The 18,516-nt window shown below is 38.2% G+C and carries 16 protein-coding genes; 9 read left to right on the top strand and 7 right to left on the bottom strand.

Annotated features, from left to right (window positions below; all coding sequences use genetic code 11):
- The first annotated feature begins 172 nt into the window (after window positions 1-172).
- Complete coding sequence (locus ACFIJJ_RS00975) at window positions 173-322, top strand: hypothetical protein (RefSeq protein WP_375621973.1); 150 nt, start codon at window positions 173-175, stop codon at window positions 320-322.
- A gap of 216 nt (window positions 323-538) precedes the next feature.
- Here the strand turns inward: ACFIJJ_RS00975 and ACFIJJ_RS00970 are convergent, their stop codons facing one another.
- Complete coding sequence (locus ACFIJJ_RS00970) at window positions 539-1,129, bottom strand: Smr/MutS family protein (RefSeq protein WP_375645677.1); 591 nt, start codon at window positions 1,127-1,129, stop codon at window positions 539-541.
- A gap of 52 nt (window positions 1,130-1,181) precedes the next feature.
- On the bottom strand, window positions 1,182-1,874 hold the full coding sequence (locus tag ACFIJJ_RS00965; RefSeq protein ID WP_375645676.1) for a Tim44/TimA family putative adaptor protein: 693 nt from the start codon (window positions 1,872-1,874) through the stop codon (window positions 1,182-1,184).
- Window positions 1,875-2,041: 167 nt separating this feature from the next.
- Between ACFIJJ_RS00965 and ACFIJJ_RS00960 the strand changes: the two genes are divergently transcribed.
- Both ACFIJJ_RS00960 and secB read left to right on the top strand, forming a co-directional pair.
- On the top strand, window positions 2,042-2,536 hold the full coding sequence (locus tag ACFIJJ_RS00960; RefSeq protein WP_375621976.1) for an FxsA family protein: 495 nt from the start codon (window positions 2,042-2,044) through the stop codon (window positions 2,534-2,536).
- Between the two features lie 142 nt (window positions 2,537-2,678).
- Entirely contained in the window at window positions 2,679-3,155 is a 477-nt protein-coding gene (secB, locus tag ACFIJJ_RS00955) for a protein-export chaperone SecB (RefSeq protein WP_375621977.1), read from the top strand.
- 67 nt (window positions 3,156-3,222) lie between these two features.
- Here the strand turns inward: secB and ACFIJJ_RS00950 are convergent, their stop codons facing one another.
- Window positions 3,223-5,523 (bottom strand): NADP-dependent malic enzyme, encoded by a 2,301-nt coding sequence (locus ACFIJJ_RS00950; protein ID WP_375621978.1) that lies wholly within the window; start codon window positions 5,521-5,523, stop codon window positions 3,223-3,225.
- Between the two features lie 191 nt (window positions 5,524-5,714).
- On the opposite strand from ACFIJJ_RS00950, the gene mutS reads away from it, so the two are divergent.
- Window positions 5,715-8,459, top strand: coding sequence for a DNA mismatch repair protein MutS (mutS, locus tag ACFIJJ_RS00945; RefSeq protein WP_375645675.1), 2,745 nt, complete (start codon window positions 5,715-5,717; stop codon window positions 8,457-8,459).
- Between the two features lie 1,025 nt (window positions 8,460-9,484).
- Here mutS and ilvD read toward each other — a convergent pair.
- The 4 genes from ilvD to ACFIJJ_RS00925 all read right to left on the bottom strand — a co-directional run bounded on the left by ilvD (window position 9,485) and on the right by ACFIJJ_RS00925 (window position 13,029).
- A complete protein-coding gene (gene ilvD, locus ACFIJJ_RS00940) occupies window positions 9,485-11,323 on the bottom strand; it encodes a dihydroxy-acid dehydratase (RefSeq protein WP_375645673.1) in 1,839 nt (612 codons plus the stop codon).
- Window positions 11,324-11,580: 257 nt separating this feature from the next.
- Complete coding sequence (locus ACFIJJ_RS00935) at window positions 11,581-11,832, bottom strand: hypothetical protein (protein WP_375621981.1); 252 nt, start codon at window positions 11,830-11,832, stop codon at window positions 11,581-11,583.
- A 487-nt stretch (window positions 11,833-12,319) separates the two neighbouring features.
- On the bottom strand, window positions 12,320-12,571 hold the full coding sequence (locus tag ACFIJJ_RS00930; protein WP_375606172.1) for a DUF1150 family protein: 252 nt from the start codon (window positions 12,569-12,571) through the stop codon (window positions 12,320-12,322).
- 26 nt (window positions 12,572-12,597) lie between these two features.
- Entirely contained in the window at window positions 12,598-13,029 is a 432-nt protein-coding gene (locus tag ACFIJJ_RS00925; protein ID WP_012754518.1) for an Hsp20 family protein, read from the bottom strand.
- Window positions 13,030-13,151: 122 nt separating this feature from the next.
- Between ACFIJJ_RS00925 and nth the strand changes: the two genes are divergently transcribed.
- The 5 genes from nth to pheT all read left to right on the top strand — a co-directional run bounded on the left by nth (window position 13,152) and on the right by pheT (window position 18,309).
- Window positions 13,152-13,892, top strand: a complete 741-nt coding sequence (gene nth, locus ACFIJJ_RS00920; protein ID WP_375645672.1) for an endonuclease III — start codon at window positions 13,152-13,154, stop codon at window positions 13,890-13,892.
- A 154-nt stretch (window positions 13,893-14,046) separates the two neighbouring features.
- On the top strand, window positions 14,047-14,250 hold the full coding sequence (rpmI, locus tag ACFIJJ_RS00915) for a 50S ribosomal protein L35 (protein ID WP_375621984.1): 204 nt from the start codon (window positions 14,047-14,049) through the stop codon (window positions 14,248-14,250).
- Window positions 14,251-14,283: 33 nt separating this feature from the next.
- Window positions 14,284-14,685, top strand: a complete 402-nt coding sequence (rplT, locus tag ACFIJJ_RS00910; protein WP_012754515.1) for a 50S ribosomal protein L20 — start codon at window positions 14,284-14,286, stop codon at window positions 14,683-14,685.
- A gap of 94 nt (window positions 14,686-14,779) precedes the next feature.
- Window positions 14,780-15,862, top strand: a complete 1,083-nt coding sequence (pheS, locus tag ACFIJJ_RS00905; RefSeq protein WP_375645671.1) for a phenylalanine--tRNA ligase subunit alpha — start codon at window positions 14,780-14,782, stop codon at window positions 15,860-15,862.
- A 32-nt stretch (window positions 15,863-15,894) separates the two neighbouring features.
- On the top strand, window positions 15,895-18,309 hold the full coding sequence (gene pheT / locus ACFIJJ_RS00900; RefSeq protein ID WP_375621986.1) for a phenylalanine--tRNA ligase subunit beta: 2,415 nt from the start codon (window positions 15,895-15,897) through the stop codon (window positions 18,307-18,309).
- The last annotated feature ends 207 nt before the right edge of the window (window positions 18,310-18,516 follow it).

The raw sequence follows: 18,516 nt of genomic DNA, 5'->3' as shown, positions 1-18,516 counted from the left end.
TCATTCTAAGTCTTCTTATATTGAATTAATCAAATTTTTTCGTTTGCACATCACAAACAAGATGAGAGCCGTGTAGAGTAAAAACACTTAAAGAAAAGCATGCCTTTATAAATGCTTTCAAGTGCCAAGGGCTTAAAGAATTGTCGCAACATTGGGAGATATGGAAAAGTGTATGATGATGCCAGCTTGCTCTTTTATTAAGCATAAAGATAGGCGTGCTTCATGGATTTATCATTATACCCTTCACGAATGCCGTCGCAAAATAGGATTGGGAGTGTTGAAAGATGTTTCTTTAAAACAAGCCTGTGAATATATGCAATGACAATGTCGTTCTGTTTTGCGTGAGGGATGTGTCCCCATTAAAGAACGCGATAAACAAAAGCGTGAAGTAATACGTAGAATATAAAATAATATCTTTATAATTTTTTATAAAAAATTATAAAGAAGAGAATATTGTATTCAAGGCTCTTACGAAATATACGAAAACAATAAATTATAAGTATGAATAAATATTAAACCTAGAACGACCACAATAACATCAATTTCCTTCTTCCGACACAAAACGGCGCAACCAAACATAAAGCGCACCTTCTCCGCCATGCTGACGCGCTGCTTGCTCAAACGCATGGACATAATATCGAAAAGCTGGTGTTGATAACCAATACGGAACAAATCTATATAAAGCTCCATCGCTCCCAACTGATCGGCCTTTTCCTGTAATCACAAGGACATAACGCAATCCTCTCTGCTGAGAAAATTGTAGAAATTTTTTTAAGAAAAAATAAGCTTCTTCCTGCATATAACCATGGAGATCAAGACGCGCCTCAAGAGGATAACGACCTTGAGAAATTTTATGATGTGCAACATGATCAAAGAAATGAATCTTATGCGCTTGTGTAACACCCTTCTTTTCTCTTTTAATCATTGTGGAGTGTTGTTGATTTTCACGAGACACTGGAGGATTTTGAGTTACGCGCTGTTTTTTATCATTAATATTTGCAATATTTTCTGAAACAGAAGAGGACATCTTACCATGAAGCGGTGTTGTCGTACGACAAACCATCTCCCATAAAAGGCGATCTTGTGAAGCCAATAAACCTCTTTTTTGTCTCCATTCATTTGAGGACATTTTCATTTCTCATAAATCATTGAGTGCTTATGGAAAAAACACCAAAAGTACTTTAATTTTCATCTTCTGTAGCAAAAAGCTTCCAGTTTGGATCTGACGATAAGCTATTGCGAACAAAAGTCCAAATATCCTTAATTTCTACAATAGCATCAGGATCACCATCTATACGCTCGCCCTGTTCATTATAAGTAACAGAAATCATCTCACTGACGATACGTATCGTTAAAAGTTCATCCTTTTCTTGTATTGCCGCCGCGACAAACTCGATCTTATTAATTCCAACGAAAGTGAACTCTATTCTTTCTTTATTTTTTTCTCGTTGCTCAATAGCCGTACAAAAACTCTCAAAAACATCCTGACAAAGCAAGCTTTTAAGTTGATTGCGATCACCTTTGGCAAAAGCTGTTACAATCATTTCATAAGCAATTTGTGCACCTTTTATAAAAAATTGAGGAGAAAAATGAGGATCAATTCTATGCAATTCCCGCAAATTTTTATTCAAAATACTTCCCTGTGGTGAAATTTTATCAATTTCACTAAAGTCGTCTTTTTGTGAATTTTTCTGATGAGGGAACGAAACAATATTATCAGCCGTTTCTGCTTCAACTTGTTTTTTAGAACGACGTGAATAAGGATCAAAGGGTGGTTTTTCAAACCCAATTCGTTTCCCTAATACATTACGGAGTTGCACAAAAATAACAACCATAACAACAAGAGCTATGACAAGTATAACGTCAAATTCCATAGGCGCTATCAATCTCCAAAGCTTAAGTCTCTAATAAACATTGCAGTCAATACCATTTATCAATAAATATGTAAAATAAGGAATCTTATCATTCAAATATTTTTATAGATTTAAACGGAGTGCTCTTAAGAATTTCTCCCCCTACTCATCCAGAAGGAAACTTTCATGTGATAAAACTTTATTCTATAAATCCTCGTTTTTTTGTTGTTATCTTTCTTTGCATTCTTTTAATCGAGATTGCTGGTTTTATCTTTGTTGGTCAAGAAATTGGTATTTTGGCAACTTTGAGTTTGGTTATTCTCACAACCATAGTTGGGGTTGTTTTATTGCGAATTCAAGGGATTAGCCTTTTAAAAAACATACAAAATGAACTTATTCAAGGACGCACATTAGAGAATAATATTATTAATGATGCTTTCATCCTGTTTAGTGCAATTTTACTTATTCTTCCCGGCTTTGTAAGTGATCTCTTGGGAATATTACTTCTTATTAAACCTATTCGCTCTGTTGTTTGGCATTTCTTTGCATCATTAAAAAACAAAATGAATCCCAATGCTAAAAGAAAAAATGACTCTGAAAAAATAATTGATCTTAAAGCAGAAGATTACACAATTCATGATACTACAGAATCTCCATGGCGCAAAAATGATGATAACCATTGAAATGCCTAAAAAATCTGTAACAAACTAAAAAAATATTCAAGATAAAGAGCGCATTTCTTGCAACCTTTTGCAAGGCGTGATAACCAATCTAGTCTTTAGATCTAAAATAAATATACATATTATAATGAGAGAGGTTCGTCGTATGGCCGAAGGTGAAATGAATAACAGTAGTGGAGAGCCGGTTTTTGCTGTATTAACTCAATATTTAAAAGATTTATCATTCGAAAACCCAGGGGCTCCTCGTTCATTGCGTGCACGTGAAAAATCACCACAAATTGATATCAATATTAACGTCAATGCTAACCCAATTGGTGATGATAATTATGATGTCGTTTTGTCTCTCTCCGTCAAAGCCAATGATGAAACTGAAACCTTATTTCATGTAGAACTGATTTACGGTGGTGTTTTTCACCTTAAAAACATTCCACAAGAACATGTTATGCCTCTGGTCTTTATTGAATGTCCCCGTCTTTTATTTCCATTTGCTCGCCAAATTATATCTGATGCTACTCAAAATGGTGGCTTTCCACCTTTGTGGATTGATCCTATTGATTTTGCAGCACTCTTCCAAAAGCGTCTTTCTGAAGAACAAAAAGACAATCAAATACAGCCTTCTTAAAAAATTTATTCTTTTGTTATCAAAAAGCCCCTTGATATATTATTGGTATATTAGGGGTTTTTTTCCTTTAGACGACTTTTGCGGCATGATAAGCCGCAAGCATTGCAATATTGACAACATCTGTATCGCTTCCACTAAACGGTACAATTTGGACAGATTTTTCCAATCCAATTAAAATAGGACCAATGATGGTTGCTTCACCAAGTTCTTGTAACATTTTGCTTGCAATGGAAGACGCATGATATCCAGGCATAACCAAAATGTTAGCGGGCTCCGTTAATCCCATAAATGGATATTGCTGCATCAATTTGGGATTGAGTGCCACATCAGCACTCATTTCTCCATCAAACTCAAAATCAACTTTGCGTTCATGCAAGATATTAATCGCATCCTGAACTTGCTGTGTCATCTGCCCGTTCATATAACCAAATGTAGAAAATGCTAAAAATGCTACCCGTGGTTGATATCCAAATCCTCGCACAAAAGAAGCTGCTTGTTCAGCTATATCCGCAAGTTCTTCAGCATTAGGATTTTCATAAACAGCTGTATCCGTAATAAACACAGTTCGTCCACGGCAAATAGCCATTGAAATACCAATCAATCGTTCTTTTGGTTTTTCATCAATTGCACGACGTATATCGATCAACGCTGTTTCATAATTGCATGTCACCCCTGTAACCATTGCATCAGCATCTCCTAGTGCCACCATACACGCAGCAAAATAATTGCGATCATTATTGATACGATGATGACAATCACGCAACAGCCAGCCTTGACGCTGCATCTTTTTATAAAGATAATTCGCATAAGCATCTGTACGGCAAGAAAGCTTAGCATTCATAATAGAAATACCTTCACGCTCCAGATCAATTCCAGCGATAACAGCCGCTTCTCTTACTTGATCTTCACGACCAACCAAAATCGCTTGTCCTAATTTTTGATGAACATAGGAAACAGCTGCCCGCATAACTTGCTCTTCTTCACCTTCTGCAAAGACAATTTGTTTTGGCACTTGACGAACATGGTTATAAACCTCACGCATTATAGAGGAAGTAGGATCACGTCTCGCATTCAAATCGCGCTCATAGGCCTCTAAATCATCTATGTTCTTTTGCGCAACACCGCTTTCCATTGCTGCTTTTGCTACCGCTATTGAAACAACCGTAAATAAACGCGGATCAAAAGGAACAGGGATGATATAATTAGGACCAAATTTTAATCGCTTTCCATGATAAGCTTCTGCAACGCTGTCAGGCACTTCTTCATGCGCTAAATTAGCAAGAGCCTTTGCCGCAGCAATCTTCATGTCTTCATTAATAACTCTTGCACGCACATCAAGCGCACCACGAAATATATAAGGAAAACAGAGAACATTATTAATCTGATTTGGATAATCGGAACGTCCTGTTGCGACAATGGCATCATGACGCACTTGCATAACCTCTTCCGGCGTAATTTCTGGATCGGGATTAGCCATAGCAAAAATGATGGGCTGGGGGGCCATGGATTTTACCATTTCAGGAGTAAGAGCACCTTTAGCAGAAACCCCAAAAAATATATCTGCACCTTCCATTGCTTCCATAAGCGTACGTTTATCTGTTTGAATAGCATGCGCAGATTTCCACTGATTCATTCCCTCTTTGCGACCTTTATAGACCACACCCTTTGTATCACATAATATGATATTTTCGGAACGAAAACCCATCGCTTTAATCAGTTCAATACAAGCAATCCCTGCAGAACCAGCACCATTACAGACTAACCGCGTATTTTGCATATCGCGCCCTGTTAAAGTCAAAGCGTTGAGAACACCAGCAGCAACAATAATTGCTGTACCATGTTGATCGTCGTGAAAAACAGGTATATTCATTACCTCGCGTAGGCGGCTTTCAATCATAAAGCACTCTGGCGCCTTAATGTCTTCAAGATTAATTCCACCAAAAGAAGGTTCTAAATGGCGCACCAAATTGATAAAACTTTCTGTATCGTTTATATCAATTTCTAAATCAATGGAATCAATATCCGCAAAACGCTTAAACAGCACTGCTTTTCCTTCCATGACCGGCTTAGAAGCAAGTGCACCTAAATTGCCTAACCCTAAAATAGCTGTACCATTTGAAATAACAGCAACAAGATTGCCTTTTGCTGTATAATCATAAGCTAGCGCTGGATTTTGAGCAATTGCCTTAACTGGAACCGCAACACCTGGTGAATAAGCAAGTGCTAAATCATGCTGTGTTGCCATAGACTTTGTTGGAACAATCTCAAGCTTTCCTGGTCGACCACGACTATGAAAATCTAGAGCTTCTCTTTCGCTCGCACTGTAAACCGTTTGAGATATTTTCTGATCCTGCTCGCTCTTTTTCATCTCACTCTATCTTCTCCAAAAACAGTGTCAATTTTGCATTGATAATGCGTATAATCATCCAATTTTTAAAATTTGATTCATATATCAAAAATCGCTATTCTTGCCTTAGCAAATCTAATGATGCGTTTCAATTTAGAGATAAATAAATAAAAGAGTAAAATTTTTACTTAAAGGGAACAGGCTACGTACAAATGGATAAAAAAAACAACTATAAAAATAATTTAATTCCACAGTCTGGCTCCTCATCTGCTCTCCCTCAAGAACGTCTTACTCCTATGATGGAGCAGTATATAGAAATTAAAGCCGTCAATCATGATTCCCTTCTCTTTTACCGAATGGGTGATTTCTATGAATTATTTTTTAATGATGCAATTGAAGCTGCTCAAGCTTTAGGAATCACACTCACAGCACGTGGAAAACATTTAGGACAAGATATTCCTATGTGTGGTGTTCCCGTTCATGCGGCAGATGATTATTTGCAAAAACTCATTGCTTGTGGTTATCGCGTTGCTGTTTGTGAACAAACAGAAGATCCTGCTGAAGCGAAAAAACGTGGCTCAAAATCTGTTGTTCGGCGTGATGTTGTTCGTCTTGTAACACCTGGAACAATAACAGAAGAAAAACTCCTTGATCCAACACGCGCAAATTATTTGATGACACTTTCCCGTATAAAAACCAGTGATGGAGAGGAGTTTGCTCTTTCTTGGATTGATATCTCAACAGGCATATTTCGTGTAACAGAAAGCCGCCAAGAAAAACTTTTGGCAGATATTATGCGTGTGGATCCAAAAGAAATCATTGTTGCTGATTCCTTTTTCCATGATAAATCTCACAAATCGCTTTTTAATGTTCTTGACCGTATTGTTTCACCTCAACCTGCTTGTCTCTTTGATGCACTCACCGCTGAACGCGATATTTGCAATTATTTTAAGCTCTCAACTCTTGAGGGGATTGCCGATTATTCACGCTGTGAACTCTCTGCAATTGTAGCGGCTATTCGTTATATCGAAAAAACACAAATCACACATCGTCCTCCTCTCATGCAACCTGAGCGCCAAAATGAAAGTGCGACTCTTTTTATTGATGCTGCAACCAGACTAAGCCTTGAACTTATTCGTACGACATCAGGTCAACGGGATGGAAGTTTATTAAAAGCTATTGATCGCACTGTAACAGGAGGAGGATCACGCCTTCTTATTGATCGCCTTATTGCTCCCCTCACCACTCCTTCAGCGATTGATACGCGTTTGGATTCTATCGATTTTTTTCTACGTAATCCTTCTCTTGCAGAAGCGATAAAGCTTATTTTAAAGGGGGGACCAGATATGCCTCGCGCCGTTTCACGTTTGGCTCTTGGACGAGGAGGCCCCCGTGATATGGCGACAATCCAGCGCGGTTTTGAAATTATTCGCGAATTGCATCAACTTCTTGATAATGAGCTTCTGCCTCAAGAAATAAGTGGTGTACAACAGGTATTTTCAAACTTACCCACTGCTTTATACTTTCATTTAGAACAAGCATTAGCTGATGATCTCCCACTCCTTAAACGTGATGGAGGATTTATTCGTTCCAATTATCATAAAGAGCTCGATGAAATGCGTGCTTTACGTGATGAATCTCGCCGTATCATTGCTGAACTTCAAGCGCAATATGCCCAAGAAACAGATATTAAGACGCTTAAAATAAAGCATAATAATATTCTAGGTTATTTCATTGAAGTAACCAGCACACAAGCATCTTCCCTTACAAATAATCCACAAGCTAAAGCACGTTTTATTCATCGGCAAACAATGGCAAACGCTATGCGTTTTACGACAACAGAGCTTGCTGACCTTGAAAGCCGCATTGCCCATGCTGCCAACCACGCATTGACACTTGAATTAGAGATCTTTGATATTCTTGTTCAAGAAATTACCGAACAAGTTGATTTTATTCGTAAAGCCTCTGAAGCACTTGCCATTTTAGATGTCTCTGTCGCTCTAGCGCATCTTGCTGAAGAACAAGGATATTGCCGCCCTAAAATTGATCATTCACTGACCTTTCATATTACAGCAGGACGCCATCCTGTCGTCGAGCAAGCACTCCGTAAACAAGCCGCAGAACCTTTTATTGCCAATAATTGTGATCTCTCTGTGAAAGAAAATCAGCAATATGCAGCAATCTGGCTTTTGACAGGGCCTAATATGGGAGGGAAATCAACTTTTTTGCGGCAAAATGCTCTTATTGCTATTATGGCGCAAATGGGGTCCTTCGTTCCAGCAACTTCAGCACATATTGGTGTCGTTGATCGCCTATTTAGTCGCGTTGGGGCTTCCGATGATCTTGCAAGGGGGCGCTCAACCTTTATGATGGAAATGGTTGAAACAGCAACGATTCTCAATCATGCTAGCCACCATTCCCTTGTTATTCTTGATGAAATAGGACGTGGAACATCAACCTTTGATGGACTTTCTATTGCTTGGGCTGCTGTTGAATATCTCCATGAAGTTAACCATTGTCGTGCTATTCTTGCTACCCATTTTCATGAAATGACTGCACTTACCGAAAAACTTGACAGACTGCATAATGTAACCATGAAAGTCAAAAACTGGGATGGTGATGTAGTTTTTCTTCATGAAATCACACCAGGAGCGGCTGACCGTTCCTATGGTGTACAAGTGGCAAAGCTTGCTGGACTTCCCCCAGCCGTTATTACACGAGCAACAGATGTACTCCATCAATTAGAACAAGGCGAAATGGCTGGAAAAGGACATAAACTCATTGATGATTTACCACTCTTTTCTCTTAAAGCAACATCTCCCGTCAATGAAGCAAAAAACAAACATTGTGTACTTCACGAAGCTTTAAAAAATATCCATCCCGATGAACTCTCTCCTAAACAAGCTTTAGAAGCAATTTACCACCTCAAACAGCTTGAAAAGAGTACCCCCCTATAGAAAACAAATGCTATTTTTTATTAAAAAGCTCTCTTAATAGGAGATAACGTAACCTTTTTTGCTATGCCACAGCACAAACAGTTATTTACCGTATTCCCATTGCTTTTCTACATAATCTATTTTGATAAGTGTAATTGCCTATAGGCAAAACCCTATGCATTATATTTCATATTGCCTTAGATTAATATTGGCTCTTATACAAAAATTGCTCAACATCGACTATTTTTACAAGATTGTCTTTTTTTGTAAAGATTGTCATGAAATCTCCTCCACCTTGCAAATACGCCATATTTAATGAATTATGCTTTTTCACGATCAATATTATTGTTATCATAGCAATATTTTTAGTTTAAAACTGTCAGTGTTGGAATACCACCCTTTGCATAATAAATTCATGAATAATGGATCTCGCATTTTCTTCAAATTTTAAATTATAAAGAGCTCTTTTACTGTTTTCATATGAAACATATAATTAGATATATCACAGCTGTACTTTATTTTCATAAACATCCTTCAACTCCTTCCCACACCTTAATGGATAAGAATTTTCATTCGAATCAAGTCTGCAAATAGTCCAGCTTCTAACGGATTTTCCTTGACTTCCTAATCATGTGCTTCTCTTAAACTCAAAGCTTTACAAACAAGTCTAAGAATATTCACCACACACTAAAAACACACTTAATATTTAAGGAAGATGCCGTATATCACAGTCCTAAATGACAGTGTTTTACGGTACAACAAGATAATGCTACCAGTACAATAAATATCTTCCATAAATATGAGAACAGGAAATTGTAATTTCGTATAAGATTGGAATATGATATGAAAAGTAATGATACTGTATCTATCTTACATAGCTGCTAAAATAAGCAATCCGCAGCTGCTTTTAGTTGTATTGATAGCTTTTTAATCATACTCATCCATGACTCGAAATATTCTGATAAGTTCATAAACTCATAAAATAATTAGCTCAGAATATCGTGCAAAAGATGCAAAAAATCAGAGTACTGTCTCTATTCAACTCATCAAATATTACGTACTGCACCTTTTGAAGCAGATGTAGTCATCGCTGCATAAGCTTTGAGAGCCTTTGAAACTTTACGCTGACGCTTCTCAATCGGTTGCCAAGCGCCTTTTCCTTTTGCTTCCATCTTAGCACGGCGCTGCTTCATCTCAACGTCATCCACCAACATATGAATTCTACGATTTGGAATATCAATTTCTATGATATCCCCTTCTTCCACTAACGCAATTTCTCCTCCTTCCGCAGCTTCTGGAGAAATATGTCCTATCGAAAGCCCTGAACTTCCTCCTGAAAAACGTCCATCCGTAACAAGTGCACAAACCTTGCCTAATCCTTTAGATTTGAGATAACTCGTTGGATAAAGCATTTCTTGCATTCCAGGTCCACCACGTGGACCTTCATAACGGATTAAAACAATTTCACCTGTTTTAATCTTATCAGTTAATATAGCTGAAACAGCTGAATCTTGGCTTTCAAAAATTCTTGCCGGACCTTTAAAAGTTAAAATTGATTGATCAACGCCTGCTGTTTTTACAATACAGCCATCTTTTGCAAGATTTCCATAAAGAACTGCCAATCCTCCATCTTGTGAATATGCATGTTCTCTATCGCGAATCACACCTTTTTCACGATCAAGATCAAGGGTCTCATAGCGACAAGATTGGCTAAAAGCTGTCTGTGTTGGAATACCGCCAGGAGCAGCACGATAAAATGCATGAACTGTTGGCTCATTAGTTTGCTTTACATCCCAATGGTAAAGAGCTTCTTTCATCGTTTTTGCATGAACCGTATAAGTTGATGTATCAATGAGTCCCGCCGCATCCAGTTCGCCTAAAAGCCCCATAATACCACCAGCGCGATGAACATCTTCCATATGTACATTCGCAACAGCAGGAGCAACCTTACATAAAACAGGAACACGACGTGAAAGATGATCAATATCCGTCATGGTAAAATCCACCTCACCTTCTTGCGCCGCGGCTAAAAGATGCAGTACTGTATTGGTTGATCCCCCCATGGCAATATCAACGGTCATTGCATTTTCAAAAGCCTTGCGTGAAGCAATAGAGCGCGGCAAAACTGTTTCATCATCTTTTTCATAATAACGTTTAACCAATGCTACAATCTGTTTTCCAGCTTCTTCAAAAAGCATCCGTCGATCTGCATGTGTTGCTAACATTGATCCATTTCCAGGAAGAGAAAGCCCCAATGCTTCCGTTAAGCAATTCATGGAATTGGCCGTAAACATTCCTGAACAAGAACCACATGTAGGACAAGCAGCCCGCTCCATTTCAGCAACTTCTTCTTCTGAATTTTGTTCTGAAGCTGCTGCGACCATGGCATCGACCAAATCAACCGTTAGATCTTGATCCTTCCATTTAATCTTACCTGCTTCCATAGGACCGCCAGAAACAAAGATTGTCGGAATATTCAACCGTAAAGCAGCCATTAACATACCAGGCGTAATTTTGTCACAATTAGAAATACAGACAAGTGCATCCGCACAATGTGCATTAACCATATACTCTACGGAATCAGCAATGATTTCACGTGAGGGCAAAGAATAGAGCATTCCATCGTGCCCCATCGCAATTCCATCATCTACAGCAATGGTATTAAATTCTTTCGCAACACCACCGGCAACAGCTATCTGTTGTGCGACTAATTGCCCAAGATCTTTTAAATGGACATGCCCTGGTACAAATTGTGTAAAAGAATTCGCAATCGCAATAATGGGTTTACCAAAATCAGTATCTTTCATCCCTGTTGCACGCCAAAGTCCGCGGGCTCCTGCCATATTACGCCCGTGGGTCGATATTCTTGAACGGTAAGAAGGCATTATTTTTTTCCCCTTAAATAATTCCATTTTGCTTGTTGTGCTGTAACTTCATTATAAAAACAAGAGCTTTAATATTCAAAAGAGCAAAATACCTCGTACTGAGGCATTTGAAGCACAAAATTAAAAGCTCTGCATAAACTTTTTCATAAAGCCTTTGTTTTTTTCTTACCTGTTAATCAACATCTAATCCCTGTGCAAGTCCACGTTTGAGACAAATATCAAAAATGCTTCAGTGTGGCACGAACTGTTCCAGATTTTTATATACCAGATTTTGTGGGTATATTACATCTATCTGTTTGCGTAATTTCTGGAACAAGAAGACAGTGTAATTTGGAAAGAACATAAAGGCGTAATGGTAAAAACCTATCATCTCCTGACAATTTAGCTTTACACCTTTCAAACGCATTCATAGAAATATCTTTTAAATAATGATGAGGCATTGTCTCATGTTTTTGTTTTTCACACTCTTCAATGGAGTTAGTCCCTTCAGGAAGAACAGAACGCCCCAAACAAATATACTTGTATTACTAATTCACGCATTCATTTTAAAGAAACATTTTTCAGTGCGCTCGGATCCATTTCACAACAGCGTCCATGAATAGTATAACAAACCCTGTGAATCATATAAATTTAAAGGCAGCATCTTCATCACTTATGAAGAAGCAAACAGACACCATCATGCATTTTACCCATCCCCAATATTACAAAGTCATTGACAATTAAGACAATTCACAAAAAGCATTTTTATTCCTTTCTTCAAGTGTTTTTATCCACATGACTCTCCTTGCTTATGACATTACAAACAAGTGATTTTAACTGTTTTAATATAAGAGGATTTAAAATGAGAGAATTTTACGATATTCGGGACTATCTCCCATTGTAAAAGCTTAATTATGAATATAAATCATATCTCATTATAACTATAACTCATATTATACCCTTTATGAGAACAACGGATAGAATTTATAAAGGAGTCCGTTTTTCTCGTAAGGGCATCTAGTGCAAAGTTACAATTTGTAGTTCATGCTCATTGGCTCCAGCAAGAGCGATAGAGCGTTCATCGGATAAAATAATAGGATAACCTGTTTCACCAAAGAGAGCCCATATGGTAATGCCTGGAGTCATTGGTGGAAGATCTGGAAAGTTTTTAGCCAAATCATCAGTACAAACTTTTTTTAAATAGGCAATCTGTCCCGCATCAGAGTAGGCTGTGTTCTGAAACGATAAGTTTTGTTTATGTTCTCCCATTTCACTATTCCTTTACGCCTTAACTTTTATGACTCACCACTACTGACTTTAATTGGAATCTGTTTTATTTCTTTTTTTAATTTTGGTTGATACAGATTAATTGATAAAAGACCATTTTTCAACTCGGCATTTGTAACATGCATCCCTTCCGCGAGAACAAAGGTTCGCTGGAATTGTCGCGCAGCTATACCGCGATATAAATATTGATGATTTTGGTTGTCTGTTTGTTTACCATGAATAACCAATTGATTATCATCGAGCAAAATATTAAGATGATTAATCTTAAATCCAGCAACAGCCAAAGTTATCCGGATATGATTTGCATCATCATTTTTATGCAAACGTTCAATATTATAGGCTGGGTAAGCCTCATCAGCTTTACCGATACGTTGCAATATTTTTTCTACGGTTTCAAACCCTAAAAGAAAGGGATTGGAGAAAGGCGTCACATGTGTCATTCATGAGTATCCTCTTTGAAAAGCGGCGTTACTTGACCAAACTCTATATAAAATGTTCGCTGCATTCCTCTCATATGGCGAGCGTAAATGATAACTTCAAGAGAGAAGATTAAGAGAGTTCAATGACTCAACGTACCATAAAATTATCAAAAGCGCGAAATTTATCTGGTACATTATATAACAAAGATGAAATTGCAGAAATATTTCGCCGTTTTTCTGTGCAACGCCCTACGCCTAAGAGTGATCTTATCTATACAAATATTTTTACGCTTTTGGTTGCCGTTGTACTTTCGGCTCAAGCAACAGATGTAAGCGTTAATAAAGCGACAAAAGAATTATTTCGCCTTGCTGATCAACCAGAAAAAATGGTTGCATTAGGGGAAGAAGAAATAGCAAATCATATCCGTTCAATTGGTCTTTGGCGAGCAAAAGCACGTAATGTTTATGCGCTTTGCAACTGTTTAATTAATCAATATGGCGGTCAAGTACCCGATACGCGTGAAGCACTCATGGCCCTTCCTGGAGTGGGGCGCAAAACGGCTAATGTGGTCTTGAATGTTGCTTTTGGTCAGCCTACATTGGCAGTAGATACACATATTTTTCGTTTAAGCAATCGTCTTGGTTTGGCGCCTGGAAAAACGCCAGAAATTGTTGAGAAAAAATTATTAAAGATTATACCGGTTCATTATATTCGCCATGCGCATCATTGGCTGATTTTACATGGTCGCTATATTTGTCAAGCCCGTAAACCACAATGTACGCAATGCATTATTGCCGATTTATGTAAAGCAGCCAGCAAAACAAATGCTATTCCGGCACCTTTGGTTGAGCTTCAAGGCAATGGAGCGCCCATTTTTTTGTAATACGGTCTTGCTATTTTGTGTATACTAGCTTATGAAACCATTTCTGAAACCGCCCGGCAGGGCATGCCGTGGCTGTTTAAATGCTTGTTCAAGCGTTGGTCCGCTTGAGTGAATAAAATGTTTGATTGAATCAATTAATGTATGGAGTAGCAAAATGCCCAAGATGAAGACCAAATCATCCGCTAAAAAGCGGTTTAAAATCACTGCGTCAGGCAAAATTAAAGTAGCAGCTGCTGGTAAGCGCCATGGCATGATTAAGCGTTCGAATAAATTTATTCGCGATGCACGTGGAACAATGGTTTTGTGTGAAAAAGATGCTAAAAAAGTCATTCAGCATTATTTGCCGAATGGTATTTAAACCTTACGCTTTTGATTTTGAGGAGATTATAATATGGCTCGTGTGAAAAGAGGTGTGACAGCACACGCTAAGCACAAAAAAGTTCTTAAACAGGCTGAAGGTTTTTACGGTCGTCGTAAAAATACCATTCGTGCAGCTAAAGCAGCGGTTGATCGTTCAAAGCAATACGCTTATCGTGATCGCAAAAATAGGAAACGTACTTTCCGTGCTTTGTGGATTCAGAGAATTAATGCAGCTGTTCGTGCAGAAGGTTTGACTTATGGACGTTTTATTGATGGCTTATCAAAAGCCGGTATTGAGGTTGATCGTAAGGTTCTTTCAGATATAGCAATCCATGAGGCAGAAGCATTTTCTGCTTTAGTTGCTTCGGCAAAAAAAGCTTTAGAATATTTAAAAGATACGACACCTAATGCTTTCGAAGGCGCTGTCAAATAAGCCAGTCGTGTTCTCTTAAAGCATTCATTTATTCGAGGTCCCGTGCTGGCTATTGCGAGTACGGGTTTTTCTTTATTAAAAAATAGGCAAAAATATGAATGATATTGAGCGTCTGGAACAAGAAATTTGTTTAGCCTTAGAGGCAGCAGGTGATGAACAAGCACTTGAAGAAGTGCGTATTGCAGCATTGGGTAAAAAAGGTAGTATCTCTGAAAAATTAAAAGAATTAGGAAAAATGGATGCTGGCGAACGCCATAAAGTTGGACCAGTTCTTAATGGATTAAAAAATCGTATTTTAGAATTATGGGCGCAAAAGCGTGATCTTCTGAAAAGACAAGCAATGGATGCTCGTCTTTCTCGTGAAACGGTCGATGTTACCTTGCCTGTTCGTTCTTCTCCTATAGAACGGGGGCGTATTCATCCTATTTCACAGGTGATTGAGGAAATCATTGCCATTTATACAACGTTGGGTTTTTCTCTTGCAGAAGGACCAGATATTGAAACAGACTATTATAATTTTACGGCATTGAATTTTCCTGAAGGGCATCCAGCGCGTGAAATGCATGATACCTTCTTTTTTAATGTTGATAATACAGGGAAGCGAAAATTATTGCGGACTCATACATCACCCGTGCAAATTCGCACACTGGAAAAACAACAAGCACCGATACGGATCATTATTCCTGGAAAAACTTACCGTATGGATTCGGATGCAACACATTCACCCATGTTCCATCAGGTCGAGGGTCTTGTCATTGATAAAACCTCCACCATTGCTCATATGATGTGGCTACATGAAACTTTTTGTAAAGAATTTTTTGAAGTTCCCTCTGTAAAAATGCGTTTTCGTCCCTCCTTTTTCCCTTTTACCGAACCATCTATGGAGGTAGATATTCAATGTGATCGTTCTGGTTCAGAAGTAAAGTTCGGAGAAGGACAGGATTGGTTGGAAATTTTAGGATGCGGAATGGTGCATCCCCAGGTGTTGAAAAATGTTGGTTTAGATCCAGATGAATATCAAGGTTTTGCATGGGGTATGGGCATTGATCGTATTGCCATGTTGAAATACGGTATGCCTGATTTGCGAGCTTTTTTTGATGCTGACCTGCGTTGGTTAGACCATTATGGCTTTCGTTGCTTTGATATGCCTGCTTTTTTTCCTAATAAAAATGTGTGATCTTAGTCATCGCTTTCATGTGAGGTTTTAAAATGAAGTTTACATTGTCGTGGTTAAAAGATCACTTAGAAACAAATGCATCTTTGAATGAAATTTGTGAAAAATTAACCGCTATCGGTCTTGAGGTTGATCACGTTGATGATCGGTCTTTTTTAAAAGGTTTTGTGATTGCAAAAGTTTTAACAGCAATAAAGCATCCTGATGCAGATAAACTTCAAATTTTATCAGTGGATACAGGAACTGCTACACCTGTTCAAGTTGTCTGTGGAGCACCAAATGCACGAGCAGGTCTTGTTGGTGTTCTAGCACTACCAGGCACTTATATTCCAGGACTTGATGTAACATTATCTGTAGGAAAAATCCGAGGTGTTGAAAGTTTTGGGATGATGTGTTCACAAGCAGAGCTTGAATTATCAAATGAACATGATGGGATTATTGAACTTCCAGAAGATAGTCCTATTGGAGGTTCATTTGCAGCTTATGCTGGTTTAGATGATCCGGTCATTGATATTGGTTTGACCCCTAATCGTTCCGATTGCACAGGTGTTCGTGGTATTGCACGTGATCTTGCCGCTACAGGAATCGGACAATTAAAAGAATTGTCTTTACCAAAATTTGATACTGCTTTTGAAATGCCTCTCGATGTTTCATTAGATTTTTCGCAAGATTCATCATTATGTTTAGGTTTTGCTTGGCGTGAAGTGCGCAATGTTCAAAATGGTGCATCACCACAGTGGATGCAACAACGTTTGAATGCAATTGGTTTGAGACCGATTAATGCGCTTGTTGACATGACCAATTACATCAGTTTTGACCTTGGTCGTCCACTCCATGTTTTTGATGCAGATAAAATTAAAGGTAATTTGTGTGTACGTTGCGCGCATGAGGGAGAGCAGCTTCAAGCACTGAACGGAAAAATCTATCATCTGGGCGTTCAGAATTGTGTCATTGCAGATGACGAGGGGGTTGTTTCGATTGCCGGTATCATGGGCGGTGAAAGAACAAGTTGTGATGAAAAAACACATCGCGTTATTATTGAATCGGCGCTTTGGGATGCTCAAAGCATTGCACAAACAGGGCGAACATTAGGTCTTATCAGTGATGCACGTTATCGATTTGAACGAGGTGTTGATCCGGCTTTTATAGAAACAGGACTTGAGATTGCAACAGAATTGGTCTTACGTCTTTGTGGTGGTGAAGTATCTAAAAAGAGGATCGTTGGCTATCAGCAACAAGAAATCAAACAGATCGCTTTTCCTTTTGCTGAAATTAAACGTTTAACAAATTTGGAAATAGAGCCTGAAAAAGTCATCTCTATTTTAACAAAACTTGGATTTTTCGTTGAAGGAAAAGGAGATGTCGTTACGGTAAAAGTACCATCATGGCGCCCTGATATTATGGGTAAAGCCGATTTGGTGGAAGAGGTTATGAGAATTTATGGGTTAGATAAAATTAAACCTATTCCTTTGGAAAACTTTGCAGAAAGAAAAGATCAAATTTTAACATGCGCACAAATTCGTTCACGTGCTACACGTTTGGCTCTAGTGCAACGTGGTATGAAAGAAGCGGTAACATGGTCTTTTATTTCTGAAAATCAAGCTCTTGCTTTTGGAGGAGGTCAAGAAGAGCTTAAATTAGTTAATCCTATTGCTGCTGATATGTCAGTAATGCGTCCTTCGCTTTTACCTGGTTTGATTATGGCAGCACAGAGAAATGCTGATCGTGGTTTTTCTGATCTTGCTTTGTTTGAAGTTTCTAACATTTATGAAGGCGATACCCCTGATAAACAACAGCGTGTTGTTAGCGGAATTCGTCGCGGAACAGAGCAATTTAAAGGGGCTGGGCGTTTTTGGAATGGAAATGCAACCGCAGTTGATGTTTTTGATGCTAAAGCAGATGCTTTAACTGTCTTAGAAGCATGTGATATGGATATTGGGAAAGTGCAGATTGAAGTTGGAGCACCGGATTGGTATCATCCTGGTCGTTCAGGTGTCATAAAACTTGGATCAAAGATTATTCTTGGTTTTTTTGGTGTTCTTCATCCTGCTACATTAGAAACGTTAGATGTCAGTGGCCCTTTATGCGGCTTTGAAATTTTTCTAGATCGAATTCCAGAACCAAAGAAAAAAACGACCAAAAGCCGTCCTCCTTTGAAACTCTCACCTTTTCAAATGGTACGACGTGATTTTGCCTTTATAGCGGATAAAACTGTTGCCTCTTCTCTTATTATTCGGGCGGCAAGTGGAGCCGATAAAAAACTTATTCATTCAGTGCAGGTTTTTGATATTTTTGAAGATTTAAGCTTTGGTGAAGATAAAAAATCTGTTGCAATTGAAGTAACTATTCAGCCCATAGAACGGACTCTAACAGATGAAGATTTAGAAAAGCTTGCCTCAAAGATCGTGGATAATGTTACCAAAATGACAGGTGCATATTTACGCTACTGAGTATTCTCATTTTTTATGAGATATTTTACATGAAGTAGGAGCATTTTTGCGTGCTCCCTTTTTGTTTGGCATTCAAGAGCTATAGAGCTTTTTGAAGACTCCTCCTTACCAAAGCAAGCTGCTTAAATCATCAATTTTTTCAATATGAAAAAATTGTTTTTAAACATCTTGAAAAGTTATTTTTTCTCTTAATCCTTCATTGCAAAT

This window comes from Bartonella sp. TT29SHDZB (assembly GCF_042193395.1).
In the GTDB taxonomy this organism is placed as follows: Bacteria; Pseudomonadota; Alphaproteobacteria; order Rhizobiales; family Rhizobiaceae; genus Bartonella.
Note: the sequence above shows the minus strand (reverse complement) of the source record. Positions and strands in the feature narration are given on the sequence as shown.

Bases quoted from the DNA above. Each gene is read 5' to 3' on its own strand.
- ACFIJJ_RS00975 (WP_375621973.1), top strand. From the start codon at position 173: ATGATGATGCCAGCTTGCTCTTTTATTAAGCATAAAGATAGGCGTGCT.
- ACFIJJ_RS00970 (WP_375645677.1), bottom strand. From the start codon at position 1,129: ATGTCCTCAAATGAATGGAGACAAAAAAGAGGTTTATTGGCTTCACAA.
- ACFIJJ_RS00965 (WP_375645676.1), bottom strand. From the start codon at position 1,874: ATGGAATTTGACGTTATACTTGTCATAGCTCTTGTTGTTATGGTTGTT.
- secB (WP_375621977.1), top strand. From the start codon at position 2,679: ATGGCCGAAGGTGAAATGAATAACAGTAGTGGAGAGCCGGTTTTTGCT.
- ACFIJJ_RS00950 (WP_375621978.1), bottom strand. From the start codon at position 5,523: ATGAAAAAGAGCGAGCAGGATCAGAAAATATCTCAAACGGTTTACAGT.
- mutS (WP_375645675.1), top strand. From the start codon at position 5,715: ATGGATAAAAAAAACAACTATAAAAATAATTTAATTCCACAGTCTGGC.
- ilvD (WP_375645673.1), bottom strand. From the start codon at position 11,323: ATGCCTTCTTACCGTTCAAGAATATCGACCCACGGGCGTAATATGGCA.
- ACFIJJ_RS00930 (WP_375606172.1), bottom strand. From the start codon at position 12,571: ATGGGAGAACATAAACAAAACTTATCGTTTCAGAACACAGCCTACTCT.
- ACFIJJ_RS00925 (WP_012754518.1), bottom strand. From the start codon at position 13,029: ATGACACATGTGACGCCTTTCTCCAATCCCTTTCTTTTAGGGTTTGAA.
- nth (WP_375645672.1), top strand. From the start codon at position 13,152: ATGACTCAACGTACCATAAAATTATCAAAAGCGCGAAATTTATCTGGT.
- rpmI (WP_375621984.1), top strand. From the start codon at position 14,047: ATGCCCAAGATGAAGACCAAATCATCCGCTAAAAAGCGGTTTAAAATC.
- rplT (WP_012754515.1), top strand. From the start codon at position 14,284: ATGGCTCGTGTGAAAAGAGGTGTGACAGCACACGCTAAGCACAAAAAA.
- pheS (WP_375645671.1), top strand. From the start codon at position 14,780: ATGAATGATATTGAGCGTCTGGAACAAGAAATTTGTTTAGCCTTAGAG.
- pheT (WP_375621986.1), top strand. From the start codon at position 15,895: ATGAAGTTTACATTGTCGTGGTTAAAAGATCACTTAGAAACAAATGCA.